The organism is Larkinella soli (assembly GCF_003703975.1).
Taxonomy (GTDB): Bacteria; Bacteroidota; Bacteroidia; order Cytophagales; family Spirosomataceae; genus Larkinella; species Larkinella soli.
This window is the reverse complement of the sequence record NZ_QTJY01000011.1, coordinates 165,020-186,545: the sequence shown is the minus strand read 5'-3', so window position 1 is coordinate 186,545 and position 21,526 is coordinate 165,020. Positions and strand designations below refer to the sequence as shown.

Genomic DNA, 21,526 nt, shown 5'->3' with positions numbered 1-21,526 from the left:
TCCGGAGGCATAACCGGGGCCGGATGCCGGGAGTTCGGATTGGTGACCACATTCTTATTTTGCTTCAACATTTCCTTTCGGACGGGGTTTCGATGCCGACACCGAATGGAAACGTGGAGAGAAATATGCATGAAATTACGGTAGTTATCGTTACTCGAAACCGCATCGAATCGCTTCTTCGGACTCTGGGTCAACTCACGGCCCTGCCGGAAAATCCGCCGATCATCATCACCGACAACGGGTCCACCGACGGTACTCCGCAGCGGGTCCGGGATGCATTTCCGCAGGTTACGGTGCTGGAACTGGGAAGAAACCACGGATGTTCGGGCCGAAATTTTGGGGTGAAACACGCCCGGACGCCCCTGATCGCCTTTTGTGACGACGACTCCTGGTGGGAGCCGGGGGCACTGACCCGGGCGGCCGGGTACTTCCGGCAATATCCGCACCTCGGCGTGCTGGCCGGCCGGGTGCTGGTTGGCGAGGATCAGCACGAGGACCCGGTCTGCGAGGCCATGAGAACCAGCCCGATCACCAGCCCGAAGCCGCTGCCGGGACCGGCCGTTCTGGGATTCGTCTGCTGTGCGGCCGTGGTTCGGCGCGATGCTTTCCTGGAGGTGGGTGGTTTTCACCCGGCTTTCGGCATTGCCGGGGAAGAGCGGATGTTTTCGGTCGATATGCGGACGAAGGGCTGGGCGCTGGCCTATGTAGAGGAGGTGGTCGGATACCATCACCCTTCCAAAATCCGGAACCCCGGCCAGCGGACCAAAACCATCACCCGCGATACGATCTGGTACTACTGCCTCCGCCGTCCCTGGAAGTACGCCCTGAAGCATCTGCTGCTCATCATGAAGCAATGCGGGAGGGATGCGGACATCCGGCGGGGGTATATCGAAGCCCTGCGGGCCGCGCCCCGCATCCTGATGGAGCGGAGGGTGGTGCCCCCGGCGGTGGAGGAGCAGATTCTGAAAATCGAAAGCTTTTACTGAGGCCGGTTGGAAGCGGTCCCACCACCGGCATCGGTCATTAAATACATTTCCGGGGTTTGGGTCATGGATTGTGAGGGGTTTTTATAGATTTGTCGACGGCCCTTTTTTTCAAAATAGCTGATCTTCAACAAAAACCCTCAACCCTATGTGTCACAATCACGGAGTAACCTACATCGAACCGGGTGTGGTGGAGGTTCATTCGATCGAGTATCCCAAACTGGCGCTGGGCGACCGAAAGTGCGAACACGGCGTCATCCTTCAGATCGTCTCCACCAACATCTGCGGCAGCGACCAGCACATGGTCCGGGGCCGGACCACCGCCCCGACCGGACTGGTTCTCGGCCATGAAATCACGGGTCTGGTGATCGAAGCCGGCCGCGATGTGGAGTTCATCAAACCGGGAGACCTGGTTTCGGTGCCGTTCAACATCGCCTGCGGACGCTGCCGGAACTGCAAGGCCGGGCAAACCGGCATCTGCCTCAACGTCAACCCCTCCCGGCCGGGAGCGGCTTACGGCTACGTCGATATGGGCGGCTGGGTCGGCGGGCAGGCCGAATACGTCATGGTGCCGTATGCGGATTTCAATCTGCTGAAGTTTCCGGACAAGGACCAGGCCATGGCCAAAATCCGGGACCTGACGCTGCTATCGGATATTTTTCCTACGGGCTATCATGGGGCGGTATCGGCGGGGGTGGGTCCGGGTTCCATCGTTTATGTGGCCGGAGCGGGTCCGGTCGGGCTGGCCTGTGCGGCCTCCTGCCACCTGCTGGGGGCGGCCGTGGTCATTGTGGGCGACCTCATTCCCGAGCGGCTGGAGCAGGCCCGGAGCTTCGGCTGCGAGGTGGTCGATCTTCGCAAGGAGACCCCGCTGACCCAGCAGATTGCCGAAATCGTCGGGGTGCCGGAAGTGGACTCGGCCGTAGACTGCGTCGGCTTCGAGGCCCGTGGCCACGGGGTGGATGCCGGCACCGAACACCCGGCTACGGTGCTGAATGCCGCCATGATGGTGACGCGGGCGGGCGGGGCGATCGGTATACCGGGTCTTTACGTAACCGGCGATCCGGGAGCCAGGGAGGAGGCCGCCAAAGAGGGGAGCCTCAGCATCCGGATCGGGCTGGGCTGGGCCAAATCCCATGCCTTTTATACCGGCCAGTGTCCCGTCATGAAATACCACCGGCCGCTGATGAACGCCATTCTGTATGACAAAATCCAGATTGCCAAGGCCGTCAATGTGGAGGTGATCAGCCTGGATCAGGCCCCGCAGGGCTACCGGGATTTCGACAAGGGAGCCGCCAAAAAGTTCGTCATCGACCCGCACGGCATGATCCCGAACTGAGGGGAGCCATACAGACGGAAAAGCCGCCGAATCTTCTGATAATCAGAAGATTCGGCGGCTTTTGTCATGCGGCCGGGGGTTAGTTGCATTCTCCGTCTGGACCGCAGACGGCGCCTTCGGAAGCAAGTTCCACCAGAACCGGGTTGGCCTGCCGCCATTCCGGGAAAGCTTTCCGGAGGGCACCAAGGAAGGTCTCGGGTGCCTGAGCACCGGACACCGCGTACTTCCGGTTGAAGACGAAGAACGGAACCCCCCGAACGCCCAGAAGGCGGCTTTCGTGAATGTCGGCCTGAACGGCGCCGGCAAACTCGCCGGAAGCCAGCACGGCACGGACCGGTTCGGCGGGAAGGCCGATTTCGGTGCCCAGTCTCAGCAGCGTTTCATGATCGGCGGTATTAGCTCCCTCCGTAAAGTAGGCTTTGAACAGGCGTTCCTCCATGGCATCGCCCAAACCCTGCTGTTTGGCGAACTGAATAAGCCGGTGGGCGTCGAACGAGTTGGCGACCACGGCCTTGTCGAGGTGGTAATCCAGCCCGACCTCCCGGGCCATGCCGGTCACGTAGTCGTTCATCTGGCGGGCGTAATCGAGCGACCAGCCTTTGACGTCCGCCAGGTGCTGGTGGAGATTCACTTCCGGGTCGGTTTCCTGATCCGGGTTAAGCTGAAAGCTTTTCCAGACGATTTCGATGGCCTCCCGGTCTTCAAATTGTTCCAGGGCGGCCTCAAACTTCCGTTTTCCGATGTAGCAGAATGGGCACATTACATCCGACCATATTTCAACTTTCATAGTGATTCAGGTTATATTGAGCAATTTACCCAGGGATCAGACGGTCAGGTTGACAATCCATCCTTCTCTTGGATAATGAATGTAAAAGTGAAATGGTTCGCAGATTGTTGTATCTACATGATTTTTTTGGAAAGCGTTTTATCAGGTTGATTTATTTACATTTGGAGGAACAATAACGAGGGTTCGGGTTGGAAAAAGAGATTTTATTCCGGATAGATACTATTCTGGATTTTACCGTGTTCGTGGATAAACATCGTTGGGAATTGATCACCACCCAGAAACATCCCGTGATGAAAGGCCAGGAAAACGTAGTTCAGGAGACCATTGCTTTTCCTGATGAAGTCCGAAGGAGTAAATCCGATGAATCAGTATTTTTGTTTTATAAGACGATTCAGGCGAAACGGTGGGTTTGTGCAGTAGTAAAAAGCCGGGTCGATGAACCAGGTTTCCTGATTACAGCATATCCGACGGATGCCATAAAAGAGGGCGAAATCATATGGAAAAGGTAAGTGTATATTACGATTCGGAAGGGAATACCCTGACCGTCTGGTTTGGAAACCGGGAGGAGGAGACTATTGGCGAAGAGACTGGGGAAGAAATGATCCTGATGAAGAACGCTCGTGGAGAAGTGATCGGATTTGAAAAACTGAATTTCAGAGCCGGAGAGGAAAAAGGCCGCCCTTTCGCTTTTGAAGCGATAACAATCTGAGTCCGGAAACCGGCCCGGATCATTCGTTCCGGTTTAGAATTTATGCCTGCCGTCTTCCTCCCGATTTACGTAAAATCAATATAAATCAAGACGATATTACCTTTTGTGTACATTTAAGCCGCCAATCTGACGACGGGTCCGGCAGTATACAATAATGAGCTACGAAGCATGGTCTCCACTTTTTCTGGGAATGGTTCTCGCCATGCTGCTGGCGAACTCCGTCCAGTGGTTCATGTATCGGGAGCGGATTTACGGACTGTATTCCCTCTACACCCTGACCTGGGCGTTTTATTTCATTATCAACCACTTCGGGCTGCCCCGGAACATCGGGAACTTCTACAAGGTGATCCTTTCCTACTCCGGATACATCGCCTACCTCGAACTGGCTAAAATCTTTCTGACCCTGCCCGAACGGCCCCGCTTTCTCCGCTGGGTGAATCGGGTGCAGTGGATGCTGCTGTTTTACATCGTCGCCAAGACCTACGTGTATCTCTTCACGGACTTCTGGCAGACCCGGCTTCACGACCTGCTGCTGCATCCGGTCCGGCTGGCGCTCCTGGCCGTCGGAACGTATATCGTGTTTTCCTTTATCCGTTCGAAGGACATGGTGGCGCGGTTCTTCGTGGCCGGAACGGCCGCCCTGCTCGCCAACCATACGGTGGCCTTCGTCCTGCTGGTCCGATCGCCGAATCTGGATTTGAAACTGCCCTTCTGGCAGCATCCGGACCTGTTCATCCAGTCGGGGGTGGTGCTGGATCTGATTTTTTTCTCCCTCGGGATTTCGTACCGCCACCGCCGGGAAGCCGTCCGGAAGGCGGTGCTGGAAAAGGACCTCATCAGCGAACGGGAGCAGCGGTACCGCGAACAGCTCGAGGCCGATCTGGCCCTCCAGCGGGTGCAGCAGGAGAAAACCGAAGTGCAGATGCGGGCGTTACAGACCCAGGTCAACCCGCATTTCCTCTTCAACGGCCTCAACACCCTGTCGTCCCTGATCGACGAAAGCCCCCGGCAGGCCAGCGACTTCGTGGATGAACTGTCCAGCGTCTACCGGTATCTGCTGCGGAGCAACGAAACCGAACTGACCACCCTCGGGGTCGAACTGCGGTTCATCCAGTCGTATTTTCACCTGCTGAAGACCCGTTTCGGCAACAGCATTCATCTGGAAACCCACATCGACGAGCGCTTCCGCGACGCCCTGCTTCCTCCGCTGACGCTTCAGCTGCTGCTGGAAAATGCCGTCAAACACAACGTGGCACTGGCCGAACAACCGCTGACCATCGGCATCCGGACCACGCCCGAACACCGGTTGATCGTGGAAAACAACCTCCAGCGCAAAACCATCCGGATCGAGTCCAATGGGGTGGGCCTTTCCAATATCGCCGTCAAATACCGCCTGCTGAATCAGCCCGAGCCGGTCATTCAGGAAAAGAACGGCTGGTTTCAGGTGATCCTCCCGCTGCTTCCGGCCCCTCGCGGAGAGATGATCGAAAAATCCGTGTAACCGATTGTAAGGAGTTGCCGTATGCTGACGACCGAAGAAATTGAACATACGCTCCATGAAGCCTACCGGGTCAACCGGCCGGCCGTGTACCGCTTCGAGGACCCGGCCATCGGCCGTGTCGAAGTGGAGATCGAGGAGGTGACCGGCGCCACCCTGATCCATCACCGGACCGTGACCGAAAAATGCCGCCTGCGGGTGCCGCTCCAGCGTCCGGAGCCGATGGTGCTGATGTTTTTCCAGCTCGAAGGGGGCGCCCATTTTCATCAGCAGCAGGATTTTAAGGTACCTGCGCTGCACCATTCGCTGAATTTCATGCCGGCCCTCCAGTCGACCTACCTGGTCGGGGAACATTCCCGGGTTCTCGACCTGACGATCAAATTCAGGCCCCGTGAGGTAGCCGCCCGGCTGCTGGAGGAAGGCATCCCGGACGACTCCTGGCTCCGGCTGCTGGAAGGGGCCGACCAGCCGTTCATCACCCTGCACGAAAGCCGGAAAATGAACGCCTTCATGGCCGATACGGCCCGGCGCATTCTGGACTGTCCCTATAAAGGCCGGCTCGGACGGTCGTACAAGGAAGGGCTGACCCGGGCGCTGCTGATCGACCAGCTCAGCACCTTCCGGACGGTGCGCGATAGTCGGGACGCCCGGCTGAACCCGCGCGATATCGAGACCCTTCATGAATTGAAGCGGTATCTGGAGGAACACTTTCTGGACGACCTGTCGCTCGACGCGCTGGCCCGTCTCTACGGACTCAATACGTTCAAATTGAAATACGGCTTTCGGAAGCTGTTCGGGATGCCGGTCATGCGGTTCCTCGACGATCGGAAAATGACCTTCGCCCGGCAATTGCTCCGGGACGGAAAACAGGAACCCTGCGACATTGCGGACCTGCTCGGCTACACCCATTATTCCAACTTCAGTGCGGCTTTCCGCCGGCGGTTCGGTTATGCGCCTTCGGTGTTGCGCGCCGAACCGTCTCCTCCCTTTCAAAAGCGGCTGTCCGCCTGAAAAACCGGTCCTTTCCTCCGCAGGCCCCGAAGTGATACTTCGGGGCCTGCGGCTTTTTCAGGTGCCCGGACGGCTGGATTCAAAAAATACCTTTTGCATAAGTGGTAATACTTTTCGCATATCCGGCGGGTGGACGGGGGGTGGTTACTTTGTAGCCGTAAACCAAAAACTATACCATCACCATGAAAAAGTTAACCCTTTGTTCGCTCATTCTCAGTCTGTTGATGCTGCTCGCCTGTAACCGCTCCGACGGGGTCGGGGTCGGTGAAAAACAGCCGAAACTGGCCGGCTATTCGAACGAAGTCATTCTGAACTGGAACGTCATGGCGTTTGAAGCCATGGGGGGCGTCACCTACCAGCACTCGCTCCTGGCTTCGCGGATCAACGCCATGGTTCACCTGGCCATGCACGACGCCCTGAACGGAATCACCGGGAGTTACCAGACCTACGCCCTCAAACGCCGGGATACCGATGCCGACCCGATCGTAGCCGCGGCCACGGCGGCCCACGAGGTGCTGGTGGTATCGTTTCCGGATAAGAAAGCGAAACTGGACTCGGCCCTGACCCGCTCACTGGCCGGTATTCAGACGGGCAGCCGGTTCGACCGGGGGGTGACGCTCGGGAAGGAAGCCGGTACGGCCATTCTGAACCTGCGGAAAGACGACGGCGCCCTTCTGGACCCGATCGCTCCCGTGACGCCTTCCAGCCGGCCGGGAGAGTATCAGGCCGTCGCTCCGATGCCTTTCCTGTTCGCCCCGTTCTGGAAACAGATGAAACCGTTCGGCCTGAGCAAACCGGATCAGTTCCGGGTGGGCCCGCAACCGGCGCTGAACAGCAGGGAATATACCGATGCGTTCAACGAGGTGAAGCAGCTGGGCGACCTCAAAAGCAAAACCCGCTCGACGGACCAGACCAACTACGGCAAATTCTGGTATGAATTCTCCGAAATCGGCTGGAACCGGGTGGCCCGCGTCGTAGCCGCCGACCGCAAGCTCGACCTGCTCAGCACCGCCCGGCTGTTCGCGCTGGTCAACATCGCCATGGCGGATTCCTACACGGCCGGCTGGGATTCCAAGTTCCATTACAACTTCTGGCGTCCGAAAACCGCCATCCAGGCCGCTGAAACCGACGGCAACCCCGCCACGGCCGCCGACCCCCAGTGGGAACCGCTGATGCCGACTCCGCCGGTGCAGGACTATCCGTCCACGCACAGCACCCTCGGCAATGCCGCAGCCGTCGTCATGGCTCAGTTGCTGGGCGACAACGTCAGCTTCACGATGACCTCGAACACGGCCGACCCGTCCAACCCGAAACGGAGCTTCACCAGCTTCAGCCAGGCCGCAAAGGAAAACGCCGACTCCCGGGTGATGGTGGGCATCCACTTCCGGTTCTCCTGCAACGCCGGCCTGGACCTCGGTGCCAAAGTGGGCCAGTGGACGGTCAGCAATTACCTGAAACCCACCGGCGCTTTGAAATAAGTGAGTAGTGTATTCGATGATTTGTCATCCGGCAGGTGCTGATCTGCCGGATGATTTTTACCACAACAAATACGCACGATTATGAAAACCGGTTTACCTGATTACCTGCCCACGCTGACCCCCCTCCGGGGAATTGCCGCGGTCTGGGTGGTCGCCTACCATGTGGAAGTCCTGGCGAAGATGGCCGGAATGGCCCCCCTGACCACCACCGACACCACCTGGCTGCTGCTGAAGGGATATAGCTGGGTCGATTTCTTTTTTCTGCTCAGCGGCTTCATCATGACCCACGTATACGGGGATGGGTTCCGGTTCGGAAACGGCTACTCCGGAGCCCGCTTCCGGACGTACCTGACTTCCCGCATTGCCCGGCTGTATCCACTCCATCTCTTTTGCCTGATGGTTCATATCCCGCTGGCCCTGGTTCTGGCCGGCGGCTTTCCGGAGGGGGTCGCCCGGAAGTTGTCTTTCCTTTATCCCTGGGAAGCGCTGCCGGTCCACCTGCTGATGCTCCAGCACATCTCCAGAGACCTCGGGTTCACCTGGAACGTCCCGGACTGGTCGATAGGAGCCGAGTGGTGGACTTACCTGCTGGCCGTACTGTTGTTCCGGCTGCTTCACCGAAAGCCGCTCGGGCGGTCGCTGGTGCTGGCGGCCGGGGCGATGGCGGGGCTGGGGCTGCTGATCGGCAGCCACCCGAAACACCTCATCGACTTGACCTGGGGTCTCGGGCAGTTCCGGTGTCTGTTTGAATTTACGATCGGTATCGTCCTGTACCAGCTGTACCGTCGCCGGATGGTCCGGGACCTGCTCCGGAGCGACCTGAGCTTTCTGGTTTCGGTGGCGGCCTGCCTGTATGCCCTGCACCGCTCCGGTTCCGACCTCTGGCTGATTCCGGCTTTCGGCGGTCTGCTGCTGAGTGCGGCCGCCAACCAGGGGATTGGCCGGAGGTGGCTGACGGTCAAACCATTGCGCTACCTGGGAGATATTTCCTATTCGGTGTACATGATGCAGTCGCTCTGGCTCAATCTGTATCTGATCGGGCTGCTCGTCTGGGGCCGGACGCATGATCCATCGGCCATCCCGGAGTGGGTCAAACTCCTGCTCATGGCCGGGGTGGTGGCCGGAACCCTCCTGTCGGCTTCCCTGACCCACCGTTTTGTGGAAATCCCGGGCCGCCGGTGGCTGCAATCGAAGTTGGAAAAACGCCGATCCGCCGAACCTGTTTCCGTTGCCGTATGAATCCGTTTTTCGTTCCCCTCATCGACTGTCTCCTTTGGTTTCTTCGGAAAGGGTTGCCGGTTTTATGGCTCCTTTCTTCCGGTGAGCTATTCGCCCGGCCGGATTCCACCCGGCATCTGAACGAGGTGACCGTCCGGGGTCTGAGGCTTGCCCATGCCGAATCCCTGACCGGCGTCCACGGCACCTGGCTGCTCGCCGGCCGGAAGACCGAGGTGATCCGGCTGGCCGACCTGGACGTCAACGTAGCCGAAAAAACCGGCCGCCAGATTTTTGCCCGCATTCCGGGGGTGTTCGTTTATGATATGGACGGGACGGGCAATCAGGTAAATATCGCCACCCGGGGCCTCGACCCGCACCGGTCGTGGGAGTTCAACAGCCGTCAGAACGGGGTCATTATCAACTCCGACCTGTACGGCTATCCGGCCAGCCACTATTCTCCGCCCCTGGAAAGCATCGAACGGGTGGAGCTGGTCCGTGGGACGGCCTCGCTGCAATACGGAGCCCAGTTCGGCGGGATGATCAATTACGTGACGAAAGGCCCCGATACCAGCCGGAGGTTCGGCCTGGAAAGCATCAGTTCCGTCGGTTCCTTTGGGCTGAGGAGTACGTACAACGCCGTCGGCGGCCGGATCGGGAGGTGGACCTATTACGCCTACGACGCCCGGCGGCATTCCGACGGCTTTCGGCAGAACAGCCGGTCGGACGGCGAGGCCCAGTTCTTCAGCCTGCAATACTGCCCCGGCCGGAACCTGAAGGTCGGTGCGGAGCTGGGCCGATCGACTTACCGCCACCAGATTCCCGGCCCGCTGACCGATTCCGCCTTCCACCGGAACCCCCGACAGGCCGGCCGGAGCCGCAACTTCTTCAGCCCCGACATCCGGGTTCCGTCCCTACGGCTGGAATGGACGATTTCCGACCGGACCCGGCTGCTCTGGCTGACATCGGCCGTTCTGGGTTCCCGCAATAGTGTTCAGTTCGATGCACCCGCTACGGTTCCGGACCGCCCGGATGAACGGACCGGCCTTTACAGGCCCCGGCAGGTGGACATCGATCGGTTCAACAGCCATACCTCGGAGCTGCGTCTGCTCCACCGGTGGACGTTTCTGGGGCGGCCGGTCACAACGGCGCTCGGGGTGCAGGGCATCGCCAACGACCTGCACCGCCGGCAACTGGGACAGGGAACGACGGGCACCGGTTATGACCTGAGCCTGACCAGCCCCGACTGGGGCCGCGACCTGCACTTCCGGACCCGGAACCTGGCCGTGTTTGCCGAAAACCAGGTTCAGCTGACCGAAAAACTCATCGTTTCCGGAGGGCTGCGGGCCGAACAGGGGAGAAGCCGGATGAGCGGCACCATTCGGTATTATACCCCTGAAAAGATTCCGAATGTGGTCCGTCATGCGTTCGTGCTGGCGGGGGTCGGCGCCCAATACCGCCTGAATCCGTCGGTGCGGTTTTACGGAGGTTGGTCGATGGCGTATCGGCCCGTCCTGTTCAAGGATATGATCCCGGCTTCTCCCTACGAGCAGGTGTCAGCCGACCTGAAGGATGCAGGCGGCTATAACGCCGAGCTGGGCGTGGAAATGAACGGCCGGAACGTCCGGCTTCACCTGACCGCCTTCGACCTTCTGTATCGAAACCGGATGGGCAACCTGGTGACCGGAGAAACGGAAGGACAGGTGGCGGTGCTGCGGACCAACATCGGCGACAGCCGCAGCCGGGGCGTCGAAGCGCTGCTGGAAGCCGGTCTGATGCTGGGCCGGGGCTGGAGCCTCCAGGGCTTCAGTTCGACGGCGTTCATGGATGCCCGATACCGGAACGCCGTCCTGAGCAACGGGCGGGAGAACGTCGATCTTGAAGGAAACCGGGTGGAGTCGGTGCCGGAGTGGACGAGTCGGAACGGGGTGACGGTCCGGTATGGACCTATTCGGTTTACCACCCAGTTCAGCTACGTCGGGGCTACGTTTTCGGACGCCCTGAATACGCCGGTACCTACTTCCACCGGGGCCAGGGGGCCGGTGCCGGCCTATGGGCTCTGGGACCTGAATCTGAGCTGGCGGCCGGCCCGGCGCTACCAGATCCGGGCGAGCCTGAACAACCTGATGAATCGGGCCTATTTCACCAAGCGGCCGGCTTTTTATCCCGGCCCCGGCGTCTGGCCGTCCGACGGCCGCAGCGGGGTGATCTCGCTGGGCTTTACGCTGTAACGATTGCTTTGCTGGACCGTAAGGATTTTCAACAATCGGTTCCGGTTTCGGGTTGTGCAGACAACCCCGGACCGGTCAGTGATATACGTTGGCCGGCCGGCGGGAAATAATCAACCGGAACGTGCTATGGGAATCGGAAAAGTGATCAAAGATATTTTGCAGGAGGCCAAAGTGATCAAAGGCGAGGAGTCGAAGGACAAGACGTTTTCCAGCGAAAAAACCTTCCCGGACGAAACGGCAGCCCGGACGGCTTTCGAACGGGCGCGGGAGAGGCTGTTTGCCGTGAACCGCTGGTCGAATCTGCCGGGCATTTCCTCCGACTTCGAGGTCGTCCGGCCCGATGGAAACCCGCGGACCGACGGGGGGCTGGAAGTCGGTGATTTTGTGCGGATCGGGCTGCCCGGACCCACCCCGGAGAACTGGGTCGAGGTGACCGACATCCGGACCGGCGAGAACGAGGCCCAGTTTACGGTGAAGCCGAGCCCGCACCCGCAGGAGAACGGGAAGCCGGGGCCGAAGGAGATTAAACACTTTTTCGGGCCGGAGGCCAGCAGTACCTTCCGGGTCGAACGGCGGGGCCACACCGTCTTCGGGCTGGAACTGGGCCGCAACGAATTCATCAATAACCAGGGGCCGGAAGCCGGCGACCGGCCGGTGGTCAATACGCTGATCGCCGAAGGCGGCTGGGCCTATTTCCAGAAAATGCAGTGGGAAAAACTGACGGATTTTCTGGTCGGTGCCTGACGGCGACCGGTTTGAAAAGGCAACGGCCCTTTGGTTTATCCTGAAGGGGCCGTTGCCTTTTTTCGGTATTATTTTTTTACGGATCGTTCAGTCGGCCGGTTTAGCCTGCGGAAGCAACCCCTTTTTCCGTATGGCAACACCTGGACACTCCACCCTCCCCACCGCCGGGGTGGCCGAACACGAACACCATGAACCGCAGTCGTTCTGGCGAAAGTACGTCTTCTCGGAAGATCACAAAACCATTGCAAAACAGTACCTCCTGACGGGCATCTTCTGGGCCGTTACCGGCATCGCGCTCTCTCTGCTGTTCCGGATTCAGCTCGGATTTCAGGGCGCCAAAGTGGAATGGCTGCGGCCCATTCTCGGCAACTGGGTTTCCGACAACGGAACGCTCGACCCCGAATTTTACCTTGCGCTGGTTACCATGCACGGTACCATCATGGTTTTCTTCGTGCTGACGGCCGGCCTGAGCGGAACCTTCTCCAACTTCCTGATTCCGCTCCAGATCGGGGCGCGGGACATGGCCTCCGGTTTTCTGAATATGCTGTCCTACTGGTTTTTCTTTGTGTCCAGCCTGATCATGTTCACTGCCCTCTTCATCGAAACCGGGCCCCCGATGGGAGGCTGGACCGTGTACCCGCCCCTGAACGCCCTGCCCCAGGCGGTTTCGGGTTCCGCGCAGGGCATGACCCTCTGGCTGATCAGCATGGCGATGTTCATCGTTTCGCAGCTGCTGGGCGGCATCAATTACATCACCACCGTGATCAATCTCCGGACGCGCGGCATGGCCTTCAGCAAACTTCCCCTGACCATCTGGGCCTTTTTCCTGACGGCCGTCCTCGGCCTTATTTCCTTCCCGGTTCTGTTTTCGGCGGTACTGCTGCTGATCTTCGACCGCCATTTCGGAACGAGCTTTTACCTGTCGGAAATCTACATCGGTGGCGAGGCTTTGCCGAATGTCGGCGGCAGCCCGATTCTGTTCCAGCACCTGTTCTGGTTCCTGGGCCATCCGGAAGTGTACATCGTGATCCTGCCTGCGCTGGGCATTACGTCCGAGGTGATCTCGGTCAACGCCCGCAAGCCGATTTTCGGATACCGGGCCATGATCGTGTCGATGATCGGGATCGCCTTTCTGTCCTTCATCGTTTGGGCCCACCATATGTTCGTCTCCGGCATGAACCCCTTCCTGGGGTCGATCTTCATGTTCCTGACGCTGATCATTGCGGTGCCGTCGGCCGTGAAGGCGTTCAATTACATCACCACGCTCTGGCAGGGCAACATCATCTTCACCCCGGCGATGCTCTTCGCCATCGGGATGGTTTCCTTTTTCATCTCGGGCGGGGTGACGGGCATCGTTCTGGGCAACAGCACGCTGGATATTCCGCTGCACGACACTTATTTCGTGGTAGCTCACTTTCACCTGGTGATGGGGGCGGCCTCCGCCTTCGGCCTGCTGACGGGCATCTACCAGTGGTTTCCGAAGATGTTCGGCCGTCTGATGAACAATACGCTGGGGCAGATTCACTTCTGGTGTACGTTCGTGGGAGTCTATCTGGTCTTTTTCCCGATGCACTACCTCGGCATCGCCGGTTTTCCCAGACGGTATTATTCCTTCACGAGCTTCGACGCCTTCCAGAAGTATCAGGACATGAACGCCTTCATTTCCATTGCGGCCTTCCTGACGGCCGGGGCGCAGATGATCTTCCTGTATAATTTCATACACAGCCTGTTCTGGGGAAAACAATCCCCCCAAAACCCCTGGAACGCCAATACGCTGGAGTGGACGGCGCCGGTCCATCCGGGGCACGGGAACTGGCCGGGGGAGATTCCGGCCGTATACCGCTGGCCGTATGATTACAGCAAACCGGGCGCCCGCGAGGACTTCATTCCGCAGAATGTGCCCTATTCGCAGACGCCCGAATCCAATATGCCGTACGAGAACGAACTGATCGTTCAGGAAAAGGAAATCCAGACCCGGAACTTCAACGACCAGTTCAATCAACCCCACTGAGGGCAGCGGGCCGGGAATCGTCAGGGCGTTTCCCGGCCGCCGTTGTGCGGGTCGCCGGCTTCGTTTTCACCCCGGCCCGGATTTTCGTCCGAATTATTTTCGGTCGAGTTTTTGGCGGTTTTATTTCTTTGCTCGCTGCATGTCTGCAGGCTGACGGCGCTCAGGCCGAGAACACCGATGCCGACGACGACGGTCAGCCACTTCAAAGGGCCGACCCGCGAACGGGAAACGGCCGTCGGATTCAGGTCCCGGGCTTTTCTAACCCTGAACAGGTAGATGAGCAGTCCTGCCAGCAGGCCCACCGCGAAAATAAGGATAACTCCAAGATCGATCAGCATGACTCCTAACGTTGTTGGGTATGCAACCATCAACCCTTTCCGGGCGGTTTTGACGAATAGGGCGGCTTTTAATTAGGATTCGGGCCTACATAAAAAACCTCCCCGTCAGCGACCGGGAGGTTTGTCAGGTTGTTTACAACAAATACACACTAAGATTATCCTTTCCAGGACCCTCGAACAAAGGTAAGCCGCTGATCGCCCGACAACAACGGACAATGAATAACCGGTGGGTATCGGCCGATATCTGGCGGTTTCCGGCGGTCTGTTCTGACCGCCCTCCCGGCGGCCGGTGGAGCCTGTCACCGGCCGGGGTCAGATTTCCTGTTTCTTCCGGAAGTCCTCGATGGGCTGGAACGGCCCGTATTTGTGCTGTCGTTCGGAGAAGGGATCGGCATAGGGACCGACCGGATGATCGACCGGCTTGCTGCGCCGGACGGGCCAGTCCTGCGGAAAGGGTCTGGACGGTCGGGGAGCGGAATTGATGAAGGCCGCCAGGTCCCAGGCTTCCCCGGAGGTGAGTTGGGGGGAATTCCAGGTAGCTCCCAGCGGCATATTGGATTGGAGGTAACCGGCCAGTCGGGAAAGCCGGTAAAGCCCGGCACCGGTATTATAGCTGTGCGGTCCCCAGAGGGGAGGAAACGTAAACCCGGCCCCGTCCGGTCCGGGAACTCCCCGGCCGTCCGGCCCGTGGCAGGCAACGCACTTCCTTCGGTAGATCCGTTGCCCGCGGGCGGGGTCGGCGGCCCGGTCCAGATAGGGCGGCACCCGGACACCGGCACCGGCCGGACTCACTCCCTTCGGCACCTCCCTGCCGACAAACCGGATGTAGGCTACGAGGGCACGCATTTCCCGGCCGGTACTGTCGGGCGCACGGCCGTTGAGACTTCTTTCGAAGCAGTCACTGACCCGTTTGACGATGGTTTCCTTCGTACCGGACCGTTCCCGGTATTTCGGGTAGGTCGAGGCAACCGCCCCGAAATTATAGCCCCAGGCTTTGGTGCCGGCTTCCAGGTGACAGTTCTGGCAGTTCATTCCGTTGGAAAGCCGGTCGATGGTGCCCAATGGCCCCAGGTACCGGGCCGTGTTCACGATGAGGTCGCGGCCGTACCGGATCAGACCGGCATCCGGCAGGAGGTCGGCTTCCCGGAGATCCGGCGCTTTCCAGAGCGGTTTCGGTGCCGGAGCCGGCCGGCGGTTCGCCGGAAGGTGCTGCCCGAAGGCCGTGGAAATCAGGGTCTCCCGACTCAGGATAAACAGGCTCAGCAGGGCCAGAAACCAGCCGAAGGCCCGCGACAGGCTTTGGCCGGAAACGAAGCGGGAAAAGTAGGTGCCTGCCAGAATTCCCAGGATGGAAGTGGCCGTAAAGGGAAGCAGAAAGAACCAGTTGACGCGGGTGGCGGGCAGATCGCCCAGGAAGCCGATCAGGGATTTCAGGGCGATGATGAGCAGGGAGGTGCCGACGGCGGTTTTCATCGGCAGCCGGGCCAGGAGAACCAGGACCGGAATGATCAGAAAGCCGCCCCCGACCCCGGTCAGCCCCGTCACGGCCCCGACCAGCAGCCCGATCAGGACGACCGGCAGGTGCGTGACCCGGAACCGGACCCTGTCCGGAACCCGGGATTCCCGACCGCTCTGAATCATCGTCAGGGCGGCCCCCAGCATCACCAGGGCAAAAAACACCATCAGGGCCATATCCCGCGAAAGCCACCCGTTGCCGTACCGGAGGAGGGGGTCGGGAATGGCCTCCACCAGATACCGCCGGGTGAGAAAGGCGGCCGTGAAGGAAGGCACCGAAAACCAGAGGGCTACCCGGTAACTGACGCGGCCGGTCCGGATGTAATGAACGGAGCCGACCAGCGAGGTGGTCCCGACCACAAAGAGGGAATAGGCCGAGGAGGTAACCGGGTTCAGCCCCAGCAGGTAAACCAGGGCGGGAAGCGTCAGGATGCTGCCGCCCCCGCCGATCAGTCCCAGGCTGATGCCGATCAGCAGGGAACTGAGAAAACCCAGAACCTGCAGAATGTCCATAATCCAATAAGTAGAACAGAGAGGAAAGGCAATGACACCAAAGAGAAGCAGGCTGGACCAGTGACCAGCCTGCCGGAAGGGTGCCTGAATCAGCCGGCAAAAATATAGGCGCAGCCTTTTTCCTGGGCCCGGCCGAGCGCCCAGACCCCGGACGGAACCACCTGAACGCCCGGAATCAGTCCGGACATCCAGTCTTTTTTGACGTCGTCCGCCTTCAGGTTCATGCCTTGTGCGACGGCGGCGCTGTAGACCGTGATGGCCGCATCGCAGACGCAGAACATGACCCCGCTGGCCTGAAGCTCGTTGATCCCGAGCGCCACCTCCCCGAAGCCCGGCACCTTGAACGCCCCCGGTTTGGGTTTCCAGAACGGATTCCGGACGGACGGCGCTTTGGAGTCGGGATCTTCAGCCTTGAACACCTCACCGAATTTATACTTCGCCCAGAGACGGTCCTCGAAGGCATACGGAATGGCGTCATGCCGCAGCACGACGACCACGCTGTTCTCCTTCTCCGGGGTTCCGGTGGCCGCGTTGGTCAGCAGAAAAACGCGCGGCCAGGCGAACGGAAACATCCCGTGCGGTTGGGTGGCATCGAAAACAACTTTGTGCTTTCCCCGAATATTTTCAAACCAGGCATCCGGGCTTTCGGGCGCGGCCCCGGTGGCCGGTTGGGGAGAGAAAAAGGCGCCGGTTCCGAGGGCGGCCGCACCACCGGTGAGAGTGCTCAGAAACTCCCGGCGGGGGGTGGGCTGACTGAATTCATTCTGTTCCATAACCTGCTCAGCGTTAAGGGGAATGGGATTAAAAAAGAGAGTACCGAAAAGGGCCGTCCGGCCCGTGGCAGAACGTAAGGAATATACGAACAGAGGGAGGGGATCGGTGCCGGAGGTTTACTTACCGGTAAAACTTATGAGCCAGCGGAAAGGAGCATTAAGATTATGATTATCAGCACATTAGTTACTATTTTTTAATGTAACTATGAGGCTTGTCATCCGACGAAACAACATACCGAAATTCCTTTGTATATTGTTACCCATTTCACGGAACCCAAAAACCGATATCGATATGAATCCCTCCCGGCGCAAATTCATCAAGGGAATTTCGGCGGCCTCCGCCCTGGTCGCTACCCAGAGCGTTGCCAAACCCTTCCATATCATCAGAGATCTGAAGAAGATCAGCCCCAACGATAAGATCCGCATCGCCACCATCGGGATGGGGATTCAGGGCAACTACGATACCATGGCGGCCCTGCGAAACCCCGACGTGGAACTGGTGGCCGTGGCCGATCTGTATACCGGCCGGTTGCAGCACGCCAAAACCGCCTTCAACCCCGATCTATTCACCACCCGCGATTACCGCGAAATCCTGGCCCGTCCCGACGTCGACGCCGTCCTGATCGTGACGCCCGACCACTGGCACGACCACATCACCATCGCGGCCCTGAAAGCCGGCAAGCACGTCTACTGCGAAAAGCCGATGGTGCAGCACATCAACGAAGGGAAGGCCGTCATTGACGCCTGGAAGAAATCCAGCAAGACCATGCAGGTGGGCAGCCAGCGCATCAGCAGCGCAGCATTCCAGGAAGCCAAGCGGCTGGTTCAGGCCGGTGAAATCGGGGCCATCAACTACATCGAATCCAACAACGACCGGTTCAACTCCATCGGGGCCTGGAACTACTCCATTCCAACGGATGCCTCCCCCGAAACCGTCGACTGGGACCGCTTCCTGGGCGACGCGCCGAAACGGCCGTTCGACCCCGTCCGGTTCTTCCGCTGGCGGAACTTCAAAGACTACGGCACCGGCGTGGCCGGCGATCTGTTCGTCCACCTGATTACGGGAGTCCATTTCGTCACCGAAACCCTCGGCCCCAACCGGATTTTTTCATCCGGAAACCTGGCCTACTGGAAGGAGAACCGGGATGTGCCCGATATTATGACGAGCATCATGGATTACCCGAAAACCGATAAGCACGAAGCCTTCCAGATGGTGCTGCGGGTCAATTTCGCCAACGCCGGGAAGATCAGCAACGTCACCCGGATCATCGGCAACGAGGGCCAGATCGAATTCTCCGAAAACAACCTGATCCTGACCAAAAAGAAACTGCCCATCGCCCCCGGTTACGGCAACTACGACAGCTATTTCACGTTCACGGAAGAGGTACAACGGGAATTTGTGAAGCAGTATGACGCCAAATACCCGCCCGAAACCCGCACCGCCGAGCCGGTGAAGGAGGTGAAGTTCGAAGCGCCGAAAGACGACGACGCCCACGCCAAACATTTCGCCGACTTTTTCGCCAACGTCCGCAGCGGCAGCCAGGGTACCATCGAGGACCCGGTCTTCGGCTTCCGGGCCGCAGCGCCGGTGCTGGCCGCCAACGAAAGCTATTTCGACAACAAGGTGATCTACTGGGACCCCGTCACCATGACCAAAACCGCCCCGCCCTCCACGGTCACCAAAAAGCCGGCTTCCAAAGGGAAATCGACTGTGGTCGCCAAGAAAACGGTGGCGACGACCAAGAAGTGAAAAAAGAAAAAGCCGGTAACCTCCGGCTTTTTCTTTTTTAATCGCTCAATACCGGGCCGGCTGTTCCGGCTTCGGGAGCGTTTTTCGGATAAACTGGCGGAGGTGTTCGTTGCTGGTGGCGAGGTCTTCCTTGCGGAGATACATCATGTGGCCGCTCCGGTAGCCTTCCCATTCCATCCGGCCTTTCAGCTTGCCGCCGGCATCCATCTGCCAGAGGTTGTATTTCGCGTTGAAATAGTCGCAGGCGCCGTCATAGTACCCCGACTGCACCAGCACGTGGAGATACGGGTTCTGGGCCATGGCCTGCCGGAGGTTCTCGCCGGTCTGGTTGCCGGAGCTGTCCCAGGGCCGCACCGGTCCGAACATGAAATAACGCAGGTCGGTTTTGTAGTTCAGTTCTTCCCGCATAAACTGGTTGATGGCCGGGGTGAACGAGTGCAGCCAGGAGGTCAGTTCGGCATTGAAATCCGGAGCCGTCCCGGCATCCCGGTTGTCGATACCCCGGTAACGCGAATCCAGCCGACCGACGGTAAATCCCTTGTCCCGAAGCAGTTCCTTCCAGAAAAACGAAGTCGGAACGGCCAGATTCTGCTGCATGACGGACTTTTCGGACAGACCCGAGTACCGGGCCACCTTCGCGCAGATTTCCTTCCGGCGCTGGTCGCCGAGGGAGCCGCCCATCGCCAGCGCCGGGAGGTATTCCTGAATCGTAAACGTCTCCACTTCCGGCAGCATGTCGGTCAGGTCCTTCTTTTGCAGGTCGGACGGCAGCATCTTGTGGTACCATGCGGTGGCGGCATAGTAGGGCAGGGACAGGGCCGCGTCGGCCGGGCCTTCGCGGCTGATGCCGAGGTCGGTCGGCGATACCAGAATCACCCCGTTCAGGTACATCCAGTGGCTGTTCTGGAGTTCGAGGGCCAGACCCGAAACCCGGGCCGTTCCGTAGCTTTCGCCGATCAGGTATTTCGGGGAGGCCCAGCGGTTATACCGGCTTACGAAGGTGTTGATCCAGTCGGCCAGGTACCGGATGTCGGCGTTGACCCCGAAGAATTTATTGGTCGGAACGTCTTTGCTGACGGGTCTGGAAAAGCCGGTATTGACCGGATCGACGAACACGATGTCGGCCACATCCAGCACCGAATGCGGATTGTCGCGCATGCCGTAGGGCTGGATGGGATAGCCCTCGTCGTCGATCTTCAGGATGCGGGGGCCGGTGTAGCCGATCATCATCCAGACCGAAGCCGTCCCGGGGCCGCCGTTGAAGGAGATCAGCAGGGGGCGGGCGGCCCGGTCGGTCACGTCCGACCGTTCGAAATACGTAAAAAACACCCCGGCGATGGGTTTGCCTTCCTCATCCCAGACGGGCAGGGTTCCGGCGGTGGCGCGGTAGGGGACGCGTTGCCCCTTGATGGTTACCTCACCTTTCGTAACTACTTGGGAATCAATGTTGAGTGTCCGGGTGTTTCCGGCCGGTTTTTCTTCGCGGGCGGGTGCCTTTTCGGGGCCGGCGGCCTTCTGACCCAGAACCGGAGCGGTGAGGGAGAAGCCCGCCAGAAGGATGAGCAATCGTTTCTTCATACTGTTGGTTTAGCTTGAACGGAAAGTTGGAAAACCGGCGGCCGGTCGGGCGGTTTTCCATAGGCCAATGTACGGAGAAAGACGCAGAAAAGCCCGGAAGCAGGCTCCCGGGCTTGTTGAAAGATCGCAAACGGACCTTACTGAAGATTGGCGTCCTCGCGGCTGTTGAAGGTATCGCCCTGCTTCATGTCACCGGTCTGGAAGCCTTTCTTGAACCAGTATACCCGCTGGGCCGACGACCCGTGGGTGAAGGACTCGGGATTGACGTGTCCCTGGGTCTGTTCCTGAATCCGGTCGTCGCCGATGGCTCCGGCGGCCGCCATCGCTTCCTCGATGTCGCCCTGTTCCAGGATGTTTTTCATCTTCTGCGCATGGTGGGCCCAGACCCCGGCCAGAAAATCGGCCTGTAGTTCAAGCCGGACCGACATCCGGTTGTACTGTTCCCGGCTGACCCGTCCGCGGGCCCGGTCGACCTGATCGGTCAGGCCCAGCTGGTGCTGAATATGGTGCCCGACCTCATGAGCGATGACGTAAGCCATGGCAAAGTCGCCGGGGGCGTTGAACCGCTCGCGCAGTTCGTCGTAAAAGGACAGGTCGATGTACAGTTTTTCATCAGCCGGGCAGTAGAAGGGGCCGGAGGCCGCCGAGGCCATGCCGCAGCCGGAGGAGGTGCCGCCCCGGAACAGGACGAGGACCGGCTTCGGGTACGTCTGGCCCTGATCGGCGAAGAGTTTGGTCCAGACGTCCTCGGTATCGGCAAGGACGACTTTCACGAAGCGCCCGGCTTCGTCGTTGGCCGGATCGACGGGCTGGCTGGCCGTCTGGTCGATGCCGGTATTCTGGGTGATCTGAGTCGGGTCACCGCCCAGCAGGTACACGATGATGGCGATGACGACGGTGCCGATGCCCCCGCCGACCGCCAAACCACCGCCCCCGCTGCCCCGGCGGTCTTCCACGTTTCCGCTTTCGCGTCTGCCAATCCAGCGCATAGTTTTAAATGGTTATCGTAGGTTTGTTTATACCCATAAACAAGCCAATTTCCGATTTGGTTAT

At 59.5% G+C, this 21,526-nt stretch carries 18 protein-coding genes; 12 read left to right on the top strand and 6 right to left on the bottom strand.

The window, feature by feature from the left end; translation table 11 throughout:
- Positions 1-125 precede the first annotated feature (125 nt).
- A complete protein-coding gene (locus tag DX909_RS19380; RefSeq protein ID WP_128546865.1) occupies positions 126-986 on the top strand; it encodes a glycosyltransferase family 2 protein in 861 nt (286 codons plus the stop codon).
- A gap of 145 nt (positions 987-1,131) precedes the next feature.
- Positions 1,132-2,322 carry a formaldehyde dehydrogenase, glutathione-independent gene (gene fdhA / locus DX909_RS19375; protein WP_128546864.1) on the top strand — a complete coding sequence of 397 codons (1,191 nt, stop codon included), beginning with the start codon at positions 1,132-1,134 and terminating at the stop codon, positions 2,320-2,322.
- Positions 2,323-2,401: 79 nt separating this feature from the next.
- Here the strand turns inward: fdhA and DX909_RS19370 are convergent, their stop codons facing one another.
- On the bottom strand, positions 2,402-3,109 hold the full coding sequence (locus DX909_RS19370; protein WP_128546863.1) for a DsbA family oxidoreductase: 708 nt from the start codon (positions 3,107-3,109) through the stop codon (positions 2,402-2,404).
- A 188-nt stretch (positions 3,110-3,297) separates the two neighbouring features.
- On the opposite strand from DX909_RS19370, the gene DX909_RS19365 reads away from it, so the two are divergent.
- The 9 genes from DX909_RS19365 (at position 3,298) to DX909_RS19325 (ending at position 14,006) form a co-directional block, all read left to right on the top strand.
- Positions 3,298-3,618: a DUF4258 domain-containing protein gene (locus DX909_RS19365; protein WP_128546862.1), complete on the top strand. Its 321-nt coding sequence runs from the start codon at positions 3,298-3,300 to the stop codon at positions 3,616-3,618.
- Positions 3,606-3,818 (top strand): DUF2283 domain-containing protein, encoded by a 213-nt coding sequence (locus tag DX909_RS19360; protein ID WP_128546861.1) that lies wholly within the window; start codon positions 3,606-3,608, stop codon positions 3,816-3,818. The genes DX909_RS19365 and DX909_RS19360 overlap by 13 nt, the downstream gene beginning before the upstream one ends.
- 154 nt (positions 3,819-3,972) lie before the next feature.
- Entirely contained in the window at positions 3,973-5,319 is a 1,347-nt protein-coding gene (locus tag DX909_RS19355; protein ID WP_128546860.1) for a sensor histidine kinase, read from the top strand.
- A 21-nt stretch (positions 5,320-5,340) separates the two neighbouring features.
- Positions 5,341-6,327, top strand: a complete 987-nt coding sequence (locus DX909_RS19350) for a helix-turn-helix transcriptional regulator (protein WP_128546859.1) — start codon at positions 5,341-5,343, stop codon at positions 6,325-6,327.
- Between the two features lie 182 nt (positions 6,328-6,509).
- Positions 6,510-7,805 carry a vanadium-dependent haloperoxidase gene (locus DX909_RS19345; RefSeq protein ID WP_206513019.1) on the top strand — a complete coding sequence of 432 codons (1,296 nt, stop codon included), beginning with the start codon at positions 6,510-6,512 and terminating at the stop codon, positions 7,803-7,805.
- Positions 7,806-7,886: 81 nt separating this feature from the next.
- A complete protein-coding gene (locus DX909_RS19340) occupies positions 7,887-9,044 on the top strand; it encodes an acyltransferase family protein (RefSeq protein ID WP_128546858.1) in 1,158 nt (385 codons plus the stop codon).
- Positions 9,041-11,251, top strand: coding sequence for a TonB-dependent receptor family protein (locus DX909_RS19335; protein ID WP_128546857.1), 2,211 nt, complete (start codon positions 9,041-9,043; stop codon positions 11,249-11,251). The genes DX909_RS19340 and DX909_RS19335 overlap by 4 nt, the downstream gene beginning before the upstream one ends.
- Before the next feature lie 126 nt (positions 11,252-11,377).
- On the top strand, positions 11,378-11,995 hold the full coding sequence (locus DX909_RS19330; protein WP_128546856.1) for a hypothetical protein: 618 nt from the start codon (positions 11,378-11,380) through the stop codon (positions 11,993-11,995).
- Positions 11,996-12,125: 130 nt separating this feature from the next.
- Entirely contained in the window at positions 12,126-14,006 is a 1,881-nt protein-coding gene (locus DX909_RS19325; RefSeq protein WP_128546855.1) for a cytochrome c oxidase subunit I, read from the top strand.
- 20 nt (positions 14,007-14,026) lie between these two features.
- Here DX909_RS19325 and DX909_RS19320 read toward each other — a convergent pair whose 3' ends face one another.
- The 3 genes from DX909_RS19320 to DX909_RS19305 all read right to left on the bottom strand — a co-directional run bounded on the left by DX909_RS19320 (position 14,027) and on the right by DX909_RS19305 (position 17,145).
- Positions 14,027-14,344: a hypothetical protein gene (locus tag DX909_RS19320; protein ID WP_128546854.1), complete on the bottom strand. Its 318-nt coding sequence runs from the start codon at positions 14,342-14,344 to the stop codon at positions 14,027-14,029.
- Between the two features lie 312 nt (positions 14,345-14,656).
- Positions 14,657-16,372 (bottom strand): TSUP family transporter, encoded by a 1,716-nt coding sequence (locus DX909_RS30050; RefSeq protein WP_310589862.1) that lies wholly within the window; start codon positions 16,370-16,372, stop codon positions 14,657-14,659.
- Between the two features lie 89 nt (positions 16,373-16,461).
- A complete protein-coding gene (locus DX909_RS19305; protein WP_128546853.1) occupies positions 16,462-17,145 on the bottom strand; it encodes a DsrE family protein in 684 nt (227 codons plus the stop codon).
- Positions 17,146-17,437: 292 nt separating this feature from the next.
- Here DX909_RS19305 and DX909_RS19300 point away from each other — a divergent pair, with 292 nt between their 5' ends.
- Positions 17,438-18,895 carry a Gfo/Idh/MocA family protein gene (locus tag DX909_RS19300; RefSeq protein WP_128546852.1) on the top strand — a complete coding sequence of 486 codons (1,458 nt, stop codon included), beginning with the start codon at positions 17,438-17,440 and terminating at the stop codon, positions 18,893-18,895.
- Between the two features lie 45 nt (positions 18,896-18,940).
- Here DX909_RS19300 and DX909_RS19295 read toward each other — a convergent pair whose 3' ends face one another.
- A complete protein-coding gene (locus DX909_RS19295) occupies positions 18,941-20,473 on the bottom strand; it encodes a S10 family peptidase (protein ID WP_128546851.1) in 1,533 nt (510 codons plus the stop codon).
- 137 nt (positions 20,474-20,610) lie between these two features.
- Positions 20,611-21,462, bottom strand: coding sequence for a KPN_02809 family neutral zinc metallopeptidase (ypfJ, locus tag DX909_RS19290; protein ID WP_128546850.1), 852 nt, complete (start codon positions 21,460-21,462; stop codon positions 20,611-20,613).
- Between the last annotated feature and the right edge of the window lie 64 nt (positions 21,463-21,526).

Coding starts and splice junctions, on each gene's coding strand:
- DX909_RS19350 (WP_128546859.1), top strand. CDS start 5,341: ATGCTGACGACCGAAGAAATTGAACATACGCTCCATGAAGCCTACCGG.
- DX909_RS19340 (WP_128546858.1), top strand. CDS start 7,887: ATGAAAACCGGTTTACCTGATTACCTGCCCACGCTGACCCCCCTCCGG.
- DX909_RS19370 (WP_128546863.1), bottom strand. CDS start 3,109: ATGAAAGTTGAAATATGGTCGGATGTAATGTGCCCATTCTGCTACATC.
- DX909_RS19345 (WP_206513019.1), top strand. CDS start 6,510: ATGAAAAAGTTAACCCTTTGTTCGCTCATTCTCAGTCTGTTGATGCTG.
- DX909_RS19305 (WP_128546853.1), bottom strand. CDS start 17,145: ATGGAACAGAATGAATTCAGTCAGCCCACCCCCCGCCGGGAGTTTCTG.
- ypfJ (WP_128546850.1), bottom strand. CDS start 21,462: ATGCGCTGGATTGGCAGACGCGAAAGCGGAAACGTGGAAGACCGCCGG.
- fdhA (WP_128546864.1), top strand. CDS start 1,132: ATGTGTCACAATCACGGAGTAACCTACATCGAACCGGGTGTGGTGGAG.
- DX909_RS19355 (WP_128546860.1), top strand. CDS start 3,973: ATGAGCTACGAAGCATGGTCTCCACTTTTTCTGGGAATGGTTCTCGCC.
- DX909_RS19335 (WP_128546857.1), top strand. CDS start 9,041: ATGAATCCGTTTTTCGTTCCCCTCATCGACTGTCTCCTTTGGTTTCTT.
- DX909_RS30050 (WP_310589862.1), bottom strand. CDS start 16,372: ATGGACATTCTGCAGGTTCTGGGTTTTCTCAGTTCCCTGCTGATCGGC.
- DX909_RS19360 (WP_128546861.1), top strand. CDS start 3,606: ATGGAAAAGGTAAGTGTATATTACGATTCGGAAGGGAATACCCTGACC.
- DX909_RS19320 (WP_128546854.1), bottom strand. CDS start 14,344: ATGCTGATCGATCTTGGAGTTATCCTTATTTTCGCGGTGGGCCTGCTG.
- DX909_RS19325 (WP_128546855.1), top strand. CDS start 12,126: ATGGCAACACCTGGACACTCCACCCTCCCCACCGCCGGGGTGGCCGAA.
- DX909_RS19330 (WP_128546856.1), top strand. CDS start 11,378: ATGGGAATCGGAAAAGTGATCAAAGATATTTTGCAGGAGGCCAAAGTG.
- DX909_RS19380 (WP_128546865.1), top strand. CDS start 126: ATGCATGAAATTACGGTAGTTATCGTTACTCGAAACCGCATCGAATCG.
- DX909_RS19295 (WP_128546851.1), bottom strand. CDS start 20,473: ATGAAGAAACGATTGCTCATCCTTCTGGCGGGCTTCTCCCTCACCGCT.
- DX909_RS19300 (WP_128546852.1), top strand. CDS start 17,438: ATGAATCCCTCCCGGCGCAAATTCATCAAGGGAATTTCGGCGGCCTCC.